This window comes from Pseudoclavibacter sp. Marseille-Q434 (genome assembly GCF_050315415.1).
In the GTDB taxonomy this organism is placed as follows: domain Bacteria; phylum Actinomycetota; class Actinomycetes; order Actinomycetales; family Microbacteriaceae; genus Pseudoclavibacter.
In genome coordinates, this window is sequence record NZ_JBNPQH010000006.1 from 99,846 (window position 1) to 118,381 (window position 18,536).

Genomic DNA, 18,536 nt, shown 5'->3' on the forward strand with positions numbered 1-18,536 from the left:
AGCATGACGGCCGTGCGTGCGCCGAAACTGGGCGCCTTCAGGTAACGCAAGGTTACGCAGAGCTACGACGGGAGCGAACGGAGTAGAAATGTCTCGTTGTCCGAACATATGACAGCTCCAACCTGGACAAAGGAGTTCCCATGACAGACCAGACCGCCACCAGCCCCCGCACCATCGGGGTCGGCCTCATCAGCGTCGGCTGGATGGGCCGCCTCCACTCGCGCGCCTACCGCGCCGTGCCAGACCACTTCCCAGAGCTCGGCATCAAGACGCGCCTCGTCGTCGCCGCCGACCCCGTGCCAGAGGCACGCGCGCAGGCCGAGGAGCGCCTCGGCTTCGAGCGCACCGTCGCCGACTACCACGAGGTGCTCGCCGACCCCGAAGTCGACGTCGTCTCGATCTGCTCGCCCAACTTCCTCCACGCAGAGATGGCGATCGCGGCCGCCGAAGCAGGCAAGCCGTTCTGGATCGAGAAGCCCATGGGACGCTACGCGTCCGACTCGCGGCGCATCGCATCCGCAGTGGATGCAGCCGGCATCGTCACCGCCGTCGGGTTCAACTACCGCAACGCCCCCGCGATCGCGCACATGAAACAGCTCATCGAAGAGGGCGCGATCGGCCGGGTCACGAACGTGCGCGGCGCGCTCCTCGCCGACTACTCATCCGACGCCCTCGCGCCGCTCACGTGGCGGTTCGAACGCGAACGCGCCGGCTCTGGCGTGCTCGGAGACCTCCTCTCGCACGGCCTCGACCTCGCCCAGCACGTCGTCGGCCGCATCGGCAGCGTCTCGGCGACGGCGGAGACGTTCATCACCGAGCGCCCCGCGCCGGGCACGGGCATCGTCGACCGTTCGGCGCCGGGTACGGGCGAGCTGAAGCCCGTCGAGAACGAGGACTACGCGGCACTGCTCATGCGCTTCGACAACGGCGCCATCGGCATCATGGACTCCAGCCGCATCATGCGCGGGCCCCGCGCCGAGTACGCCCTCGAGGTCTACGGCACGAACGGTTCGCTGCGGTGGGACTTCCAGCGCCTCAACGAGCTCGAGGTCTGCCTCGACTCATCGAACCCCTACGGCTACACGACCGTCTACATGTCCCCCGGCCACGGCGAGTTCCACCGCTTCCAGCCGGGCGGCGGAACCGGCATGGGCTTCGACGACCTCAAGACCATCGAGGCCGCCCGCTTCCTGGAGAGCGTCGTCACCGGCAAGCAGGTCGCGCCGTCGGTCGCCGATGGGCTCGTCGCCGCGCAGATCGTCGAGGCCGCAGAGGCCTCCATCGAAGACGGCCGCTGGCACGACGTCCCCGCCCGCGCGTAGCTGCCGACTGCCGACTGCCGACGAGACTCGGGCTGGCGAACTCGCTTCGTTGCCGAAAGTTCTCCAGCACGTAGCGACTTTCCCATCCCGAAACCCCGTGGCACTCCCCCAACGAGACTCGGGCTGGGGAACTCACTTCGTTGCGGGAAGGTTCCCATCACGAGGCGAGTTCTCCAGCCCGAGACCTCAGTCTGGCCGAGAGCGGCGGCCGCGCCGCCGCTAGAAGGTCGTCGCGTCGATCACGAAGCGGTAGCGGACGTCAGACTTCAGGACCCGCTCGTAGGCCTCGTTGATCTGGGCCGCTTCGATGAGCTCGACCTCGGGTGCGATGTCGTGCTCGGCGCAGAAGTCGAGCATCTCCTGCGTCTCGCGGATGCTGCCGATCGTCGACCCCGCGAAGGAGCGGCGGTTGTTGAACAGCGTGAACGCGGTCACGGGGATGGGCTGGGCTGGTGCGCCGACGTAGACCATGGTGCCGTCGAGCGTCAGCAGGTTCAGGTACTGGTCGATGTCGAGGTTCGCGCTGACCGTGTTGATGATGAGGTCGAACGTGTTCCGCAGCTCGGAGAACGTGGCCTCGTCGCTCGTCGCGTAGTAGTGCTTGGCGCCGAAGCGCAGCCCGTCTTCCTGCTTGCTGAGGGTCTGCGAGAGCACGGTCACCTCGGCGCCCATGGCGACGGCGATCTTCACGGCCATGTGGCCGAGGCCGCCCATGCCGACGACGGCGACCTTCTTGCCTGGGCCCGCCTGCCAGTGCGCGAGGGGCGAGTAGGTGGTGACGCCGGCGCAGAGCAGCGGCGCGGCCTTCTCGTAGGGGATGCTCTCGGGAACGCTGAGCACGAAGTCGGCGTCGACGACCACGTTCGTGGCGTAGCCGCCCTGCGTGATGCTGCCGTCGCGGTCCTTGCCTCCGTACGTCATGACGTTGCCGTTGGTGCAGTACTGCTCGGAGCCGGCCTTGCAGTTGTCGCACTCGCGGCAGGAGTTGACCATGCAGCCGACGCCGACACGGTCGCCGACCTTGTGCTTGGTGACGCCGCTTCCGACTTCGGCGACGGTTCCGACGATCTCGTGGCCGGGGGCGAGCGGGTACGGCACCTTGCCCCATTCGCCGCGCACCGTGTGGATGTCGGAGTGGCAGATGCCGGAGTATGCGATGTCGATGAGCACGTCGTTCTCTCCGACGGCGCGGCGCTCGATGGTGGTGGGCTCGAGCGGCTCGGTTGCTGAGGGGGCGGCGTATGCCTTCGCGGTCGTCATTCGTGCTCCTTCGGGTTGTGCTTGGAGGTCGTTCGCTCGCCTGCTCCGGTTCTCAGAGCGCGGCGGGACCGAGGAGACTCTATGCCTCGCCTCCGACAGTCATTCCCCGCGGGCGCTCAGGTCGCCTCGTTTGAGGGCGACGTTGGGATGCGGACGGGCTGAAGGCGCGGGAGGCGCGGCGGCTTCGGCGTCCGCCTGCCCTGCATCCACGACCTCGTCGACCGAGACGATGCGCAGCATGCCGGTCTCGAGGCCGACGGCGACCTCATCGGGGATCATGTACAGCGCGCGTGTCTCCGGTCCGGCACTTGCGGTGCCGCGGAACTGCCGCTTGGACATGACCTTCGCTTCCGGCGTCGCGTTGCGGCGGCGACGGCGGGTCCTGAACTGGCGGGCGAGGAAGCGGCCGAGGGTGACGCCGCCGGCGATTCCGATGCCGATGGAGCCTGCCTGCACGAGTCGCAGCACGCCGTCGTCGGAGGAGTCGCTCGAGGTGATGTCGAGCATGCCCTGGTAGATGGCGAGGCCTGGCAGCAGCGGCACGGTGCCGCAGACCGTTGTGATGGTGGCGGGGATGTGCAGCTTGCGGGAGAGGCCTTCGCCCAGGATGCCGATGATCAGCGCTGGCACGGCGGTCGCGACGAGCGGCTCCGTGCCTGCGGTGACGAGCACGTCGTAGCCGAGGTAGGCGATGCCGCCGAAGATCATGACGACGAACGCGGTGCGCATGGTCGCGTAGGAGGCGAGCGCCCAGGCGGCGGCCGCGATGGCGGCGCCGATGACCTGCACGGCAGACGGCCAGGGCTGCACGGACCGTTCGACGAGACGCAGGTCGATGCCGAGGCCGCGGGCCACGTCGAGCACGATGGCGATGCCGACGATGAGGCCCAGCGTGAGCAGCACCACTTCGAGGAGCCGCCCCATGGCGGTGATGGGGAAGCCGTTGATGGCATCGTCGGCGGCGCCGACGAACGACATCCCGGCGAGCAGCACGACCAGGCCGGATGCGACGACGAGCGCGGGCGGGAGGGCGGCGAATTCGCCGGGGAGCACGGGGAGCGCCGCGAGGAGGCCGACGGCGACGCCAGTCGCGATGGCGGCGCCGGCGATCTGCAGGAAGAAGGCGGGCAGGCCCCAGCGGCCGAGGGCCTGCAGCACGAGGTCGACGACCACCGTCGTCGCTGCTGAGAGGAGGCACACGAGGGGGCCGCCGCCGAGGAGGAAGCCGACGCCTCCCGCCATGAGCGCAAGCCAGAGGGTGACCATCGAGCGGCGGAATCGCTGCGGGGCGACGAGGATCTCGTCGAGGCGCTGGTGGAACGACTCGAGCTGGTTGAGGGCCTCCTCGAGCTTGGCCGGGTCGTCGATCGTCTCGGCGACGTCGATGTCGTTCGGGTCGGCGGCGATCTCGCGCGACAGCTCCATGACGCGGGTGAGGCGGTCGTAGTCGGGCAGGCGGCTGTTGACGACGCGCAGCAGGCTGATGCCGGCCCCGTCGTTGACACCGTCGTGGACGACGAGAATCGACGTGAACGTGAGGTCGATCTGGCAGTCGACGCCGAAGGCCTTCGTGGTGCGGCGGATGGCGTCGGTCACATCGGTCGCCGACGCGCCGAGGGCGAGCATCGTCTCGCCGACGCGCACGGCCAGTTCGAGGACTTCGCGGATGCTGCGTTCGGCGAGGAGGGCCCGCTGCGCGCGGCGCCCGACAGTCGTCGACGGGGTCTTGCCGCCGACCTTTCTGGCCAGGTTGTCGAAGAAGTTCTTACCGCGCACGGCGGGAGTCTAGTTGCGGGATGGGGTCCGCGTCAGCGCCCTGTGACGATGTGCACGAGGCCTCTCAGCGCCGCGCCGAGCGGCTCGACTTCCTCGGCGGTGTTGTGGACGTGGAAGGAGAGTCGCAAGTTACCGGCGCGGTTCGCGGCCATGACGTCGAGCCGCTCGAGCGTGTCCCTGATCTCGTCCGCAGCTCCCTCGACGGGGGCGAGGGCGAGGATCGCGGAGCGTGCATCCGGGAGCCCCGCCGCAGACGCGAACGCGGCGCTCACTTCGAGCGCGTGCGCCTCCAGTTCGGGCGCACCGATGCTGAGCAGGAATTCGAGCGAGGCCTCCGTACCGACCCACGCGTGCCAGGCGGGCGAGACGTCGAAGCGGCGTGCGTCGGCGGCGAGACGGAGCGGCAGCCCGTAGATGCTCGACCAGGGGTCTTCGCCCGCGTACCAGTTCGCGGCGAGGGGGCGGATGCGCTCGTGCAGTTCCGGGGTGAGCGTCAGGAACGCGGTGCCGCGTGGGCAGAGCAGCCACTTGTAGGCGGCGCACACGGTCGCATCGAACCGGCTCGCGTCGACGTCCTTCCACCCGGCGGACTGCGTGAGGTCGATGAGGGTGCGTGCGCCGTGCCGCTTAGCGGCGGCGTCGATGGCGTCGAGGTCGGCGACGGCGCCGGTGCGCGACTGCACGGCCGACACGACAACCCACACCGTCTCCGGTCCGATTTCCTCCGCGATGCGGTGCACGGGCACCTCGCGCAGGCGCAGCCCCCGGTCGGCGTGGGCCGCGAACGGGAAGCTGATGCTTGTGAAGTCGTTCTCCGCGAAGAGCACCTCGGCGCCATCGGGCACGGATGCGGCGATGAGCCCCACGAGGGGTGAGACCTGATTGCCGATCGCCACCCACGGGGCGGGCACGTGCACGAGCTCCGCGTAGAGCTGCCGCGACCGACTGACGGTGCCGTCGTAGTCGTTCGCCTGCCTGCGCCCCGCACTCCAGCCGACCAGTTCACGCGTCAAGGCTTCCGTCGTCGCCTGCGGCGGCAGACCCATCGACGCGGTGTTCAGGTAGAGGGGCTCCGCAGAGAAGGCGGCCGAGTAGATCCAGGACATGTCGCCAGGCTAGCGACCCCGCGCGGGGCATCCCGGAAACTCCGCATATCCACCGCGCACCGCTGCCGATCACGCGCTAGCCTCTGGCCATGAAATGCCGAGACAGCGACGCTCATCTCGTCACGGTCCGGACCCGGTCGCGACACGCAGGCGCGAGCATCGTGGCGCTTACCGCAGCAATCAGCCTTGGCGCCTGCGCGGCACCTCCGATCGCCGCCTGCCCTGCGGTCGGCTGGCATGACACGCTCACGCTCGTTTTCGTGGGCGACCACTCCGGCATAGCCGCCGTCGAGGTCTGCCCCGAGGGGACGTGCATCTCCACGCTTGGGGACGATCTCGCGCTCACTGGCGGAGTGCTACCCACGAGCGGCGACGCGAGCGGAGGCATCTGGAAATTCTCGGTCGACATGTACCATCCTGAACAACTCACCGTGCGCCAGTTCGACATCGACGGCGCAGTGATCACCGACACGCTCATCCCACCGGAATGGCAGCGCGTCGACACGGACATCTGCGGAGGCCCTTCGAACGCTGAGGTCATGATCAATGCCTGAGGCGGCAGAGCTTGCCACCATCGAGCCAGCCGCCTCATGAGAACGTTAGGCGTATGAAACTCGCCGAAGCGCTCCTGGAGCGCGCCGACCTGCAGAAGCGCATCGAGTCGTTGCAGGCTCGCATCGTCGCGAACGCCTCCTACCAGGAGGGTGAGCAGCCGACGGAAGACGCCGCCGAGCTCCTCGACGAGTGCGCGACGCGCCTGCTGCAGCTCGAGCGACTCGTCACATCGATCAACATCACGAACGCCACCGCGCCGACGGAGGACGGGCGCACGATAACGGCCCTCCTCGCGGCGCGCGAGACGCTGCGCAGTCAGCACAGCATCCTGGTTCGGGCGGCGGATGCGGCGGCGGGGTCGTGGGGGCAGCGGCAGATGCGCAGCGAGCTGCGGCAGATGTCGGCCCTGCCTGTTCGCGACGTGCGAGCCAAGGCGGACGGTGTCGCTCAGGCGCTGCGCGAGCTCGACGTCGTCATCCAACGCACGAACTGGGAGGTCGAGCTCCTCGAGGCCTGAGCCCCGAGGACCAGCATGCGAACGAAGACGCGGTGAGTCGGTAGGCGAACGGCGCGAGCACACACCGAGGGCTGGCGGTTTCCAGTCCACCTGTCGACGCGGTGGGCAGCGTCACGGCTTCGGCCGTCACACTTCAGCCCAGCACCCCTCACCGGGAACCGCGCACGCAGGACACCTCATCACCATGTGCTGGCCGGACGCCGAGGGCGGGATCGGGGACCTCACCGCGTCTGGCCGGGGCAACGGCGCCTCAGACCTGCGTGCCTGACTGCACGGAGACAGCGAACCACTGCCCGTAGCCGTCTTGAGCGAACGTGAGGGTGGAGCCTCGCTCGACGACCGTCGTGTCGTGCGTCCCGCACATGGACACGTCTTGCGTGTTGTAGGACACCCCCGGACGCACCTTGCCGTCGATGACCGGCAGCAGGGCGATCGGGCCGTCGGTGTTGAGCCCGGGCAGGTGGCGGTCGCCGATGCGGAACAGGTTGCGGTCGATGCCGGAGTCCGCGGCGAGCGTGTCCACGTTGCTGTATGGGCAGCCGAGCACAAACGCGGATGCGTCGTCGGGGAGCAGCTCGTCGATCTCCATCGTGGCCGAGAGCTCGTTCACCGAGAGGTGGTCGAGCAGCCGCACGGGCTCTGGCGTCGCGCACGCCGAGAGCGATGTCGCGGCGAGCACGCTGAGGGCGGCGAAGGCGACGGCTCGACGGGGGTGCACGTCATCGACCCTAGGTGTTGGACCGGGTCGAACGCGTCATCCGAAGTGGTGAACTTGGTCATCCCGAAGATGGATGCGGGGCGGCCGGACCGCGTGCGCGCACTCACGCACGAGCGGATCGCGCCGGGGCGCTCGCGATCGTGTGCGAGATGGGTGCTGGGAAGAGGGAGCGAGCTTCGAGCAGCTCGGCCCGGTGCGCCCCGCAGGTTGCGCATTCGCTGTAGATCACCGTGCCGAGCGAGGTCGAGTGGCGCGATGCCGTCGTCCAGCCGTGCTCGACGCAGCCCGTTGCGGATGCGCGGGAGTCCTGGTGAAGGCGGGAGTCCTGGTGGCCGCGGCGGGCCGAGTTCGGGAGTCGGATGGGGCGTGTTGCGGAGTCGCCTGCGGGGGTCAGCTTCTTCATACCCTCGAGCCTGGTGTAATAGCCTTATGCATCTCAACCCTTACGGTGAATACGCGGTCGAACTCGCCGCATCCCTCGCCAACGACTGGCCAGCGGACCGCCCTGCCCTGCTCGCCCGAACTCGCGAACACGGCATGACGATGCCGTTCCCGCCCGAGGCCGACGACCACACGCGCACACGCGCGGTGGTCGACGACTGGCTCAGGGTCGTGGATGCGCCCACCGACGAGCAGCGCGCTGACGTGCTGAACACCCTCATGGCCTCCGCGACGGCCTACCCGCGCCTCACGAACCACGACAGCGAGGGGTGGCACCTCCACTACCGGGACTGGGACATGTCGCTGCCCGAGATCCTGCTGGCGGTGATCACCGTGGGCACGGCACTGCACCTCACCACCCGCGGGATGCACCGCCTGAGCAGGTGCGCAGCCGGACTGGACGCCGGCGACGAGTGCAGGAACGTGGTCGTCGACACGACTCGCAACGGGCGCCAGCGGTACTGCTCGGTGCGATGCGCGAACCGGGCCGCCGTTCGCCGGCACCGGGCCCGCGAACGTGCGTGATGGGGCAACCGGTGCGACCGGCAGGCGGGATGCGCGCGCCCGGTTACGCCCTGGTCGCCGCGAGTCCCCGCTCGAGGTCGGCGAGGATGTCGTCGATCCCCTCGATGCCGATGGAGAGGCGGATGAGCCCTGGCGTCACCCCGGCCTCGTCGCGCTGCTCCTGCGAGGAGCGCTTGAAGATCGTCGACTGCATGTGCAGCGCGAGCGTCCGCACGTCGCCGATGTGCGTCATGTGGCTGACCAGCTCGAGAGCCTCAACGAACTTCCGCGCCGCTTCCGGCCCACCCGGCAGGTCGAACGAGACGACCGAACCGGCCCCATCCGGGAGGTACTTCTGCGCGAGCTCGTAGTAGGCGTTCGACGACAGGCCCGAGTAGTCGACCGAGCCGACCTCGGGACGCGCCTCGAGCCACTCCGCGACGCGTTGCGCGTTCTCGACGTGCCGCTCCATCCGCAGCGACAGCGTCTCGATGCCGTGCAGCAGCAGGAACGTGCTCGTGGGCGGCACCGTGGGGCCGTAGTCGAGCACCGTCACCGACTTCACGTAGCTGATGAACGTGTCGGCGCCGTATCGCTCGATGAACGACGGCGCCCCCTCGAAGGAGCCTTTCGTAAAGTGCGGGAACCGTTCCGAGTTCGCCGCCCAGTCGAACTTGCCGGCGTCGACGATGACGCCCCCGATGACGGAGCCGTGGCCTGACAGCCACTTCGATGTCGAGTGGATCACGATGTCGGCGCCCCACTCGATGGGCCGACACAGGTAGGGCGTCGCGACCGTGTTGTCGACGATGAGCGGAACGCCAGCCTTCGCCGCGACACGGCCGAGGAGCTCGAGGTCGACGACGTCGTTCTTGGGGTTGGGGATCGACTCGGTGTAGACGGCGCGCGTCTCCGGACGCACCCGGGCGAGCCAGTCCTCTTCGGTCGCCTCGGCCGTGAGGAACTCGAAGTTCAGGCCCTGCCGAGTGAGGCTGCCATCGAAGAGCTGACGCGTGCCGCCGTACAGGCTGGCCGTGGAGAGGATGTGGTCACCGGATGCGGCCAGCGAGAAGAGCGTCATCGCGATGGCCGCCTGCCCGCTCGAGACGACGAGGCCGTTTCGTCCACCCTCGAGGTTCGCGATGCGCTTGCCGGCGACGACGTTCGTCGGATTGTCGCCGCGCGAGTACGCCCGCCCGACGCTCTCACCGGAGAAGCGCGCCTCTGCCTCGTCGTACGACGGGAAGACGTACCCCGCGCTCTGGTAGATCGGGGTCACACGCGCGCCGACGTCGCTGTCGACGACTGCGCCGGCGTGGATCTGCCTGGTCGCAAAGGTCTGTTCGTTTCGCTCTTCAATGGCCACACGGTCAACGTACGGAAGTCGCGTCGGCTTTTGGAGCCGCGGCGAAACCTTTGGAAATACGCGGAGGGCCCCGAGCGTTCACGTGGCTACGCTTCCCCCATGCCCTCGCCCACCAGCACGACCGAGTCCACCTCGCGCTTCGACGCGATCACCCGCGACGAGCTCGATCGCCCCGACAGTCGCAAGTGGAGCCTCAACGAGGGCACGATCGGCGCGTGGGTCGCCGAGATGGACTTCGGGACGGCCCCGAACGTGCGCGAGGCGATCCTCGGCGCCGTCGCCAAGGACGAGCTCGGCTACCTCGCCCCGCCGACCTGGGCGCGGACCACGGCCGCGGCATCCGCCTACTTCGAACGACGCTACGGGTGGGCGGTCGAACCCGAGCGCATCCACCACATCGCCGACGTCATGGGCGCCTTCGACGTGTTCGTGCGCCACTTCACCGCGCCGGGCTCCCCCATCATCGTGCCGACGCCCGCCTACATGCCGTTCCTCGTGACCGAGGCGCTGCAGGGGCGCGAGACCATCGAAGTGCCCGGCGTGATCGAGGGCGCCCGGTGGACGCTCGACTTCGACGGCATCGAGCGCGCCTTCGCGAACGGGCCTGCGAACGTCGTCCTCGTCAACCCGCACAACCCGACCGGCGCGATCTACACGCGCGAGGAGCTGCTCCGCCTGGCCGACATCGTCGAACGCGGCGGCGGCCGCGTCTTCGCCGACGAGATCTGGGCGCCCCTCACCCTCGACGGGCCGCCACACATCCCCTACGCATCCATCTCCGCCGAAGCCGCGCGTCACTCCGTGACGTCGACGGCCGCCTCGAAGGCCTGGAACGTCGCCGGCCTCAAATCCGCCCAGATCATCTTCACGAATGACGACGACCTCGAGCACTACCGAACGTTCGGCTTCGGCGTCGTCTGGGGGTCCTCGATCCTCGGCGCCTTCGCGGCCGAAGCCGCGTACAGCAGCAGCGACGAGTGGCTCGACGACGTCAACGGGGCGCTCATCGAGAACCGAGAGCTCCTCTTCGCGCTCATCGCCGAGCACCTCCCCGGCGTGCGCACCATCGTGCCCGAGTCGACCTACGTCGCTTGGCTCGACGTGTCAGCGCTCGGCATCGAGGGCCCGCCTGCGAAGTTCTTCCTCGACAACGCCGGCGTCACCCTCACGGCGGGCGCCTCCTGCGGGGCCGGCTTCGAGCAGTACGTGCGCATCGTCTTCGCGACCCCCAAGCCGGTGCTGGAGGAGATCATCCAGCGCATGGCGGATGCGCTCGCCGCTCGCTAGGAGCCGGCGCGAGCGACCCCTCGACCGCTAGCCCTGCTCGGCGATGCGCTCGTGGTGGCGGATCACCTCGGCGATGATGAAGTTGATGAAGGTCTCCGCGAACTCGGGGTCCAGGTGCGACTCCTCCGCGAGCTGACGCAATCGGAGGATCTGACGACGCTCCCGGTCGGGGTCCGCGGGCGGGAGGCCGTATTCAGCCTTCAGCTCACCGACGAGGGTGGTGAACTTGAAGCGCTCCGCGAGCATGTGCACCAGCGCGGCGTCGATGTTGTCGATGCTTCCCCGGATCGAGGTCAGGCGACGCAGTGCCGCGTCATCCGCCGCGTGCTCTGCGTGAGTGGGGGCGTCGGTCGAAGAAGGCATGGGACGAGCCTAGCGGGGGTCACGAACCGACGAGAAGTCATCGAGCCACTGATTGTCAACAATCGACAGTCGGACTACCCTGAGCACATGCCCCTCCCCCACGAGCCAGACGACGCCAGCCACCACGGCGACCACCCGTCCGAGCACGACCACGCGGGCGGCGAGGCGTTCAGCCCCGCACATCCGTGCGTCGACCGCGCGACCGAGGGTGATGACGGGCACGGTCACAGCCACGGCCTTGGCGACCACACCACAGCAACGGGCAAGCACCGCAAGAAGCTCGTCATCGTGCTCGCGATCACCGCAAGCGTGTTCCTCGTGCAGGTGGTCGGCGCCTTCGCCTCGAACTCGCTCTCCCTGCTCGCCGACGCCGGACACATGCTGACCGATGCGGCCGGCGTCACCGTCGCGCTGCTCGCGAGCTACGTCGCGACACTGCCCGCATCCTCGCGCCGGACCTTCGGCTTCCAGCGCGCCGAGGTGCTCGCCGCCCTCACCAACGGCCTCATCCTCGGCGTCATCGCCGTGACGATCTTCATCGAGGCGATCCGACGATTCGGACAGGAGGTCGAGATCGAGTCGGGCATCATGCTGGCCGCCGCCGTCATCGGCGCCCTCGCGAACCTCGTGTCCCTGCTGGTGCTTCGCTCTGGACAGAAGGAGAGCCTCAACGTGCGCGGCGCGTACCTCGAGGTGCTCGGCGACCTGCTGGGGTCCGTCGCCGTCATCATCGCCGCCATCGTCATCTGGGTGACGGGGTGGATGGTCGCCGACCAGATCGCATCCATCCTCATCGCCTTCCTCATCTTCCCCAGGGCGATCAGCCTCCTCCGCGAAGTCGTCGACGTGCTCATGGAGGCGACGCCGAAGAACGTCGACCTCGATGCCACCCGCGAGCACCTCCGCTCCGTTCCGGGGGTCGTGGATGTGCACGACGTCCACGCGTGGACCATCACCTCCGGGGTCCCCATGTTCTCGGCCCACGTCGTCGTCGCGCCAGAGGCCCTCGACGAGCGTGGACTCGACGCCGTGCTCTGCGAACTCGACGCGTGCTTGAAAGAGCACTTCGAGACGAGCCACAGCACGTTCCAGGTGGAACCGGCCGCCCACGTCGGGCACGAGGCGCACTCGGGGCAGCTGCACTCATGACATCCACAGGCCTGCAGAGTCAGCCGACCTCGGCGATCATCGCCGAGCATCTCCGCGAACGCGTCGTCGATGGCAGCTACGCGCCCGGCGCTCAGATGAACGAGGCGCGCCTCGCCGGCGACTTCCAGGTGTCCAGGGGACCGGTCCGCGAAGCCCTGCAGCGACTCGTGCAGGAGGGCCTCCTCGAGAGCAGACGCAACCGCGGGGTGTTCGTCCGCGAGCTGACCGACGATGACGCAGCGGAGATCTTCGCGGCCCGCGAGGTGCTCGAATGCGCCGCGGCAGCCGTGATCGCCGCCAAGCCAGCGGGCGAGCGCGCACGCATCGCAGCCGCACTGTCCTCGATTGCCGCCGAACTCAGCGCCGCCATCCGAGCGGACCAGGAGGCGCGTTCGCTGCGCCTCGACTACGAGTTCCACAGCCGCTTCGTGGACAGCGCCGGCAACTCGCGACTCTCCCGCGCGTACGCGACGATCGCCACCGAGTCGCTGATCTGCTCGTCGCACGGCGTCGGCGCGCATCCATCCCACGGCGACTTCAGCACACACCACGAAGCCCTCGTCGAACTCACAGAGCAGGGCGACATCGAGGGCATCCACGCGGCGGTGCACCAACATCTGACCCGCGCCTGAAGCGCCCGAAGCGCCCGAACGAGAGCACGACGGCGCACGGGTCCGGGACACGTCGGCATTCTCGTGCGTAGTCATGGACCGGGCCAAATTCTTCTTCATTCCCTGTAAGGTCGATCGCGCTACTCATAAGTAGCACTTTCGAACCGGGGGGAACATGAAACGAAAAGTTGCAGCCGCCGCGCTGGCCGGGCTCATGGGCATCGCCATCATGAGCGCCGCGCCCGCACAGGCAGACCAGGCAGGGGAGACACCGAGCGAATCGGAGTCGCAGGAGGCCATCGAGGAGGTCACGCCGGAGGTCTTCGACAACCTCCATGAGGACATCATCGCCAGCGACTCCGAAGCGACCGCGGAGATCGACCCCGGAGGCGACCAGACGGAGCGAATGACCGTCTCCTTGGAAGCCAGCTCGAGCTCCATCGAGGTGGATCCAACCGACGGCAGCGCCGTCACGATGTCCCTCGTGCAGGCGACGGGGGCAGAGACGCCAGCCGACATCACGAACGAAGGGACGCTCTTCGCGGATCACGCGAGTGGCATCAGCTCCACCGCGGTGGTCAAGGAAGACGGCTCGGTGCAGGTGGTCTCGACCATCGCGGAAGGGACCACGACCCAGGAGATTCCCTACGAATTCGACGCAGAAGGTCTCTCCTACATTCAGGAGTCCGACGACGGTGCGCTCTTCTTGCGTGCGGCCGACGGCTCACTGCTCGGCGGAGTGGCGCCGGCCTGGGCCAAGGACGCGAACGGCGTCGAGGTTCCAACGCATTACGAGGTGACAGGAACCCAGGTCGTCCAGGTCGTGGAGCATCTGGCCGGCGACTTCCAGTACCCAGTCGTCGCCGACCCGTTCTGGGGCACCAACCTGTTCGACTACGTCAGATGGATCAATGGCGTGCACGTCCTGAAACCATCCGGCTGGAATCGCGCGATCCGCATGGGTGCGGTGAACACGCCCCAGGCCCCCAACATCGGCTTGTCGATCATCATGGCCGATGGATGGAATGAGTTCGCGAACAGGTCGCCTGGTCGATACAACATCAACCATTCGACCCGGCAGCAGTATTACTGCCACGCGGTCTACGGCATCGATGTGCTGACGAACCCGACCTGGGACCTGGAGCCGTATCGCCCATCGCTCCCCAAGGAGAACTGGCACGAGGTCTTCCGGCACAAGTGCAACTGGAACTACTCCAACGGAAATCCCTAGTGAAGCACCAGGCGTTGAAGTGGATGTCGTGTGCAGTTCTGCTGGTCGTGCCCGGAGTTCTCCTGACTGCTTGCGATTACCTGCGGGACGACGTGACGCTCGCGGGAGTTTGGGATACAGAAGCCGCGACGATCCTGACGTCACAGGAGGACGTGACAGCGCAGGCCTGTGAAGGTGCAGGCGCGTGTGTGGAGGCATTCAGCTCAGACCAGGCGGATGCCTTCAAGTTCTCTTCGAAAGAGGACGCGGACGCAGCCCGAATTGAGGATGACGTGCAGATTCGCGACATCTTCATCATTCGCTGGAAGCAAGATATTCCCTCAGAGGATAAGGAGTACGTCGAGTACATGCTCCGGAACGCAGGGACCTCCGAGTAGGCGTCCGCGCCTGCACGTCGCAGAATGAGCGCCACACATGCGGAACGCGCGTCGCCCGAAGGGGCGACGCGCGTTTCGCGCGCAAGCGAGTGCCTAGGCGGGCAGGCCGTCGAGAACGGCTGCCGTACCGGACAGCCCGAGCCGCGACGCACCCGCCTCGACCATGGCAAGCGCGTCAGCCGTCGAGCGGATTCCGCCAGACGCCTTCACGCCGAGCCGCTCGCCGACCGTCTTCCTCATGAGCGCGACGGCGTGGGTCGATGCTCCTCCGGCCGCCGAGAACCCCGTCGACGTCTTCACGTAGTCGGCACCGGCAGCCTCGGAGGCTTCGCACGCGGCGACGATCTCGTCGTCCGTGAGGGCCGCGGACTCGATGATGACCTTGAGCAGGGCGTGCGGCGCCGCCACGCGCACTGCAGCCACGTCGGCCTGCACGAGGTCGGCGCGGCCCGCCTTGAGCATGCCGATGTCGATCACCATGTCGAGCTCGTCAGCCCCGTCCGCGACAGCTCTCGCGGCTTCTGCGGCCTTGATCGCCGAGTGGTGCTTCCCGGATGGGAAACCGATGACGGTCGCGATCTTCACGTCTCCGGCTTCACCCTGCACGGGCAGCATGTTGGGTGAGACGCAGATCGAGAACGCGTTGAGCACCTTGGCCTCGTTGAGGAGAGCGACGACCTGGTCTGGCGTCGCGTCCGTCTTCAGGAGCGTGTGGTCCACGATGCTGGCCAGCTCGGCCCTCGTGACCTGGTCGGCAGGGTTCGTCTGTCCGTTGAGCTCGGTCATCAGCTGACGACGTTGATCTGCACGTCGACGTTGCCGCGGGTGGCGTGCGAGTACGGGCAGATGTCCTCGTGCGCGACGCGAGCGACCTCGGCGGTCTCCTCGGCGGAGAGGTTCGGCGCGTACACGTCGTGGACGACCGAGAGCTCGAAGCCCGTGGGCTCGCGCTTGCCGATCCCCACGGAGGTCGAGACCGCCGCATCCTTCGTATCCTTCTCGAGCTGCTTGCCCGCGGCATGGAACGCGCCGAGGAAGCAGGCCGAGTAGCCGGCCGCGAAGAGCTGCTCTGGATTGGTGCCCTCGCCGCTGCCGCCCATCTCCTCGGGGGGACGCGTGTCGAGGTCGATGCGGTCGTCTTCCGAACGCACGTGGCCGTCGCGGCCACCACCGGAAGCGTGGGCAATTGCGGTGTACACAGGAGTCGTCATGAGTCCATGGAACCACGACTCGTGAAGGAAACGCTCAGTCCCCGCGCTCGACGCGCGCCAGAAGGCCCTGGCGGACGTCTGGCCACTCCGACTCGATGATCGAGAAGCGAACCGTGTCTCGCCAACTCCCATCTGCACGAGGGCGGTGCCGACGCAGCACGCCTTCCCGAGTCGCGCCGAGCTTCGCGAGGGCCGCCTGCGAGCGTTCGTTGCGGTTGTCCGCGCTGAACGCCACGCGCCCGAATCCGACCTCGAAGAGGTGGTCGAGCAGGACGAGCTTGGTCGCGGGATTCACGACGCTGCCCCAGACGGCCGGATCGTACGCGGTCCATCCGATCTCCGCCGCTTGGCTGGCGAGGTCGACACGCCCGATCGAGGTGGTCCCGACTGCACGGCCATGGAGGGGCCCACCCTCCGCTCGGATGATGTAGGTGCAGCCGAGCTGTGGCCCGGGCGTGTAGTCCGCCACCCACTCGACCCAGTCTGAGCGAGCCGGAAGCCCAGCTGGCCCCCCACCCCATCCGGACGCGAACACCTCTGGCACGCACAGGACATCGCCGAGCTCCGCCCACCCCGCACTGTCAGCAGGGTGGAGCACGACGTGGCGACCGCGGAGCGACTTCTGGGGATCAAGCTGCATAGGTCCATAAAACACGACACAGCCGCCGCGCCCACTGCGTGGATCGGTCCAGCTGCCTTTTCCGAAACTCCCCTGGTCAGAGACGGATTCTGCGATCCCGACCGACCAGACGGCACGCGGACGATATCCATGGACTAAATGCGCCTATTCGGACCCCCAAGGAGTGCATTTGCGGCCACATGTCGTGTTAGTTTCCTTCCAGTGATGAGCGAGACAAGCTCAATCCGAGCCGCTCCGCGAAAGCGAAGCATGGTTTGGAAGTACCGACATCACCTCCCCCGATCTCGAGTCTCGGCTCAAGATCAACAACGGAACAGAGAGCAACCAAATACTCCCCGCGCCGGCGTGTAACGCCCGGTTTGAGGAATTGCGGGCCCCAATCGACATCGGGGCGGGCGTCATCGGGGGACGACGCCCAACTGCATCACTCGCCACGGCGACCGCGGCAGGGGACGATGGGCACCAACTTCGGGGGAGGTTGGTGCCCATCACTACTTTCACGAGGCAATCGCGCGCATGCGTTTCTGCCTTGTGGGAGTCCAAGGGCGGCGAACCCATCGGGTTCGCCGCCCTTCTGCAGTGCAGAGATGCCGGGACCGACATCAACCGACGTCGAATGTCAGGTCGCTCGATAGCGCCCCGGGCGGTGGTTCAGCATGATGATGCTGCTCAGGACTGCGGCGCCCAGCGCAGAGACCAGCACCAGGACGGGCGCGAGGACCGTGAACGATGCGAGCACGACACACAGGTCGAGCGCGAGCAGCACGTACCCAGCGCGGAAGCCGAACCGTTCCTGCACGACGAGCGCGACCACCGTGAAGCCGCCGAGGCTCGAGTTGTGCCGGAAGAGGATCAGCAACCCGACCCCGCAGAGCACGTTGCCGAGAACCGCCGCGTAGACGGGGTGCAGCTCCAGCGGCCCGACCGCGGAGGCGTGCAGTGAGGTGAGCAGCGAAACGAGCATGATGGAGACGAGACTCCGCGCGACGAACCGCCACCCCTTTCCCCTCGCGGCGAGCGCGAAGAACGGCAGGTTGACGACGACAAAGATGACGCCGAAGGGGATGGGCAGCACGTAGCCAAGGAGCAGCGAGAGGCCTGCAGTACCTCCCGTGACGACCCCACCGGCTTTGAGCAGGAACAGCCCGAAGGAGATGACGAGGGCACCGACCGCGAGGCCGGCGATGTCGTCGATGGCTCGGTGCCGCGGGGGCTCGACGAGTTCAGGCGCACGGACAGCTGCTTCGGTCATGCGCGAAGCTTCACCCCCCGAAGGTAGTCTGCGCAAGACAAGATGCTGGGGTTGAGCATTCTGCCCAGGAGACCGTTCACGAGGGAGAGATATGACCAGCCAGCGCGGCTTCGACGCCTTGGATGCGCGGATCATCCGCGCGCTCGACCACCAGCCGGGAGCCTCCGTGCTGGCCCTCGCCCGCGAGCTGGGCGTCGCACGAAACACGGTGCACGCCAGGCTCGCGCGCCTCGAGCGAGAGGGGATGCTCGCCCCTGAGAGTCGCCGCCTCGACGCGACGTCGCTGGGTTTTCCCCTGACCGCGTTCGTGGCCCTCTCACTCAGCCAGAACGCCGCTGACGAGGCATACACGCGGCTCGGTGAGATGGCGCAGGTGGTGGAGGTGCATTCCACGACCGGTGACGCCGATCTGCTCGTGCGCGTCGTGGCGAAGGACACCAGCGACCTGCACCGGGTGACGCGGGCGATGCTCGAGCTGCCCGGCGTCACCCGGACCAGCACCACGGTCTCGCTCTCCGAGGTGGTGCCCTACCGCTTGACGCGAATCCTCGACGACATCGCCGAGGGCGCACCCGCGTCCGCGCCTGCCTGACGCGCGGTCGTGCGCTAGTCCTGCTTGGTCGAGAAGGCCGAGTCGAAGGCGGCCTCCGACGGGCGGTACGTGGAGAGCTTGCGCACGAACCCCAGCGCCTCAGGGGCACCCACGAGGCGGTCCATGCCGGCGTCCTCCCACTCCACCGACAACGGGCCCTCGTAGCCGATCGCGTTGAGCATGCGGAAGCAGTCCTCCCACGGCACGTCCCCGTGCCCGGTGGAGATGAAGTCCCAACCCCGCCTCGGGTCAGCCCAG

22 protein-coding genes are annotated in these 18,536 nt (G+C 67.8%); 10 read left to right on the forward strand and 12 right to left on the reverse strand.

All coding sequences use genetic code 11. The features are described 5' to 3' along the window. Positions 1 to 140 precede the first annotated feature (140 nt). A complete protein-coding gene (locus ACQFZP_RS17770) occupies positions 141 to 1,322 on the forward strand; it encodes a Gfo/Idh/MocA family protein (RefSeq protein ID WP_104310342.1) in 1,182 nt (393 codons plus the stop codon). Between the two features lie 219 nt (positions 1,323 to 1,541). On the opposite strand, the gene ACQFZP_RS17775 is transcribed toward ACQFZP_RS17770, so the two are convergent. The 3 genes from ACQFZP_RS17775 to ACQFZP_RS17785 all read right to left on the reverse strand — a co-directional run bounded on the left by ACQFZP_RS17775 (position 1,542) and on the right by ACQFZP_RS17785 (position 5,464). After that, entirely contained in the window at positions 1,542 to 2,582 is a 1,041-nt protein-coding gene (locus ACQFZP_RS17775; protein ID WP_104310341.1) for an NAD(P)-dependent alcohol dehydrogenase, read from the reverse strand. A 99-nt stretch (positions 2,583 to 2,681) separates the two neighbouring features. Next, positions 2,682 to 4,358, reverse strand: a complete 1,677-nt coding sequence (locus ACQFZP_RS17780) for a threonine/serine ThrE exporter family protein (RefSeq protein ID WP_211892281.1) — start codon at positions 4,356 to 4,358, stop codon at positions 2,682 to 2,684. A 32-nt stretch (positions 4,359 to 4,390) separates the two neighbouring features. Continuing rightward, positions 4,391 to 5,464, reverse strand: a complete 1,074-nt coding sequence (locus ACQFZP_RS17785) for an aminotransferase class V-fold PLP-dependent enzyme (RefSeq protein WP_211892282.1) — start codon at positions 5,462 to 5,464, stop codon at positions 4,391 to 4,393. A gap of 161 nt (positions 5,465 to 5,625) precedes the next feature. Here ACQFZP_RS17785 and ACQFZP_RS17790 point away from each other — a divergent pair, with 161 nt between their 5' ends. Together ACQFZP_RS17790 and ACQFZP_RS17795 are read left to right on the forward strand one after the other, a co-directional pair. Beyond that, positions 5,626 to 6,018, forward strand: a complete 393-nt coding sequence (locus ACQFZP_RS17790) for a hypothetical protein (RefSeq protein ID WP_211892283.1) — start codon at positions 5,626 to 5,628, stop codon at positions 6,016 to 6,018. A 53-nt stretch (positions 6,019 to 6,071) separates the two neighbouring features. Further along, entirely contained in the window at positions 6,072 to 6,536 is a 465-nt protein-coding gene (locus ACQFZP_RS17795; RefSeq protein ID WP_151421980.1) for a DIP1984 family protein, read from the forward strand. Between the two features lie 250 nt (positions 6,537 to 6,786). On the opposite strand, the gene ACQFZP_RS17800 is transcribed toward ACQFZP_RS17795, so the two are convergent. Together ACQFZP_RS17800 and ACQFZP_RS17805 are read right to left on the reverse strand one after the other, a co-directional pair. Continuing rightward, on the reverse strand, positions 6,787 to 7,254 hold the full coding sequence (locus tag ACQFZP_RS17800; RefSeq protein ID WP_211892284.1) for a hypothetical protein: 468 nt from the start codon (positions 7,252 to 7,254) through the stop codon (positions 6,787 to 6,789). A gap of 103 nt (positions 7,255 to 7,357) precedes the next feature. After that, on the reverse strand, positions 7,358 to 7,657 hold the full coding sequence (locus tag ACQFZP_RS17805) for a hypothetical protein (protein WP_211892285.1): 300 nt from the start codon (positions 7,655 to 7,657) through the stop codon (positions 7,358 to 7,360). A gap of 26 nt (positions 7,658 to 7,683) precedes the next feature. Between ACQFZP_RS17805 and ACQFZP_RS17810 the strand changes: the two genes are divergently transcribed. Continuing rightward, positions 7,684 to 8,220 (forward strand): CGNR zinc finger domain-containing protein, encoded by a 537-nt coding sequence (locus tag ACQFZP_RS17810; RefSeq protein WP_211892286.1) that lies wholly within the window; start codon positions 7,684 to 7,686, stop codon positions 8,218 to 8,220. Positions 8,221 to 8,263: 43 nt separating this feature from the next. Here ACQFZP_RS17810 and ACQFZP_RS17815 read toward each other — a convergent pair whose 3' ends face one another. Beyond that, complete coding sequence (locus ACQFZP_RS17815) at positions 8,264 to 9,565, reverse strand: O-acetylhomoserine aminocarboxypropyltransferase/cysteine synthase family protein (RefSeq protein WP_307852990.1); 1,302 nt, start codon at positions 9,563 to 9,565, stop codon at positions 8,264 to 8,266. Between the two features lie 99 nt (positions 9,566 to 9,664). Here ACQFZP_RS17815 and ACQFZP_RS17820 point away from each other — a divergent pair, with 99 nt between their 5' ends. Continuing rightward, complete coding sequence (locus ACQFZP_RS17820; RefSeq protein WP_211892287.1) at positions 9,665 to 10,852, forward strand: MalY/PatB family protein; 1,188 nt, start codon at positions 9,665 to 9,667, stop codon at positions 10,850 to 10,852. A gap of 27 nt (positions 10,853 to 10,879) precedes the next feature. On the opposite strand, the gene ACQFZP_RS17825 is transcribed toward ACQFZP_RS17820, so the two are convergent. Beyond that, on the reverse strand, positions 10,880 to 11,215 hold the full coding sequence (locus ACQFZP_RS17825; RefSeq protein ID WP_104251534.1) for a chorismate mutase: 336 nt from the start codon (positions 11,213 to 11,215) through the stop codon (positions 10,880 to 10,882). Positions 11,216 to 11,302: 87 nt separating this feature from the next. Here ACQFZP_RS17825 and ACQFZP_RS17830 point away from each other — a divergent pair, with 87 nt between their 5' ends. From ACQFZP_RS17830 to ACQFZP_RS17845, 4 genes are all read left to right on the forward strand, one after another. Continuing rightward, the gene (locus ACQFZP_RS17830) at positions 11,303 to 12,364 is read left to right on the forward strand and encodes a cation diffusion facilitator family transporter (RefSeq protein WP_211892288.1); all 1,062 of its coding nucleotides are present in this window, start codon (positions 11,303 to 11,305) and stop codon (positions 12,362 to 12,364) included. Further along, positions 12,361 to 12,996: a GntR family transcriptional regulator gene (locus tag ACQFZP_RS17835; protein WP_211892289.1), complete on the forward strand. Its 636-nt coding sequence runs from the start codon at positions 12,361 to 12,363 to the stop codon at positions 12,994 to 12,996. Before ACQFZP_RS17830 ends, ACQFZP_RS17835 begins: the two co-directional genes overlap by 4 nt. A 154-nt stretch (positions 12,997 to 13,150) precedes the next feature. Continuing rightward, on the forward strand, positions 13,151 to 14,206 hold the full coding sequence (locus ACQFZP_RS17840) for a DUF2599 domain-containing protein (RefSeq protein ID WP_211892290.1): 1,056 nt from the start codon (positions 13,151 to 13,153) through the stop codon (positions 14,204 to 14,206). Next, entirely contained in the window at positions 14,206 to 14,583 is a 378-nt protein-coding gene (locus ACQFZP_RS17845) for a hypothetical protein (RefSeq protein WP_104310328.1), read from the forward strand. The genes ACQFZP_RS17840 and ACQFZP_RS17845 overlap by 1 nt, the downstream gene beginning before the upstream one ends. Positions 14,584 to 14,676: 93 nt before the next feature. Here the strand turns inward: ACQFZP_RS17845 and deoC are convergent, their stop codons facing one another. The 4 genes from deoC to ACQFZP_RS17865 all read right to left on the reverse strand — a co-directional run bounded on the left by deoC (position 14,677) and on the right by ACQFZP_RS17865 (position 17,686). Then, positions 14,677 to 15,369 (reverse strand): deoxyribose-phosphate aldolase, encoded by a 693-nt coding sequence (gene deoC, locus ACQFZP_RS17850; RefSeq protein ID WP_211892291.1) that lies wholly within the window; start codon positions 15,367 to 15,369, stop codon positions 14,677 to 14,679. Beyond that, entirely contained in the window at positions 15,369 to 15,794 is a 426-nt protein-coding gene (locus ACQFZP_RS17855; protein WP_211892292.1) for an organic hydroperoxide resistance protein, read from the reverse strand. Before ACQFZP_RS17855 ends, deoC begins: the two co-directional genes overlap by 1 nt. A gap of 34 nt (positions 15,795 to 15,828) precedes the next feature. Beyond that, the gene (locus tag ACQFZP_RS17860) at positions 15,829 to 16,434 is read right to left on the reverse strand and encodes a GNAT family N-acetyltransferase (RefSeq protein ID WP_211892293.1); all 606 of its coding nucleotides are present in this window, start codon (positions 16,432 to 16,434) and stop codon (positions 15,829 to 15,831) included. A 619-nt stretch (positions 16,435 to 17,053) separates the two neighbouring features. Beyond that, complete coding sequence (locus tag ACQFZP_RS17865; RefSeq protein WP_211892294.1) at positions 17,054 to 17,686, reverse strand: YitT family protein; 633 nt, start codon at positions 17,684 to 17,686, stop codon at positions 17,054 to 17,056. Positions 17,687 to 17,777: 91 nt separating this feature from the next. Between ACQFZP_RS17865 and ACQFZP_RS17870 the strand changes: the two genes are divergently transcribed. Further along, positions 17,778 to 18,278 (forward strand): Lrp/AsnC family transcriptional regulator, encoded by a 501-nt coding sequence (locus ACQFZP_RS17870; protein WP_104310324.1) that lies wholly within the window; start codon positions 17,778 to 17,780, stop codon positions 18,276 to 18,278. 14 nt (positions 18,279 to 18,292) lie between these two features. Here the strand turns inward: ACQFZP_RS17870 and ACQFZP_RS17875 are convergent. Beyond that, the coding region (locus ACQFZP_RS17875) for a sugar phosphate isomerase/epimerase family protein (protein WP_249312711.1) at positions 18,293 to 18,536 on the reverse strand (244 nt) is incomplete at its 5' end.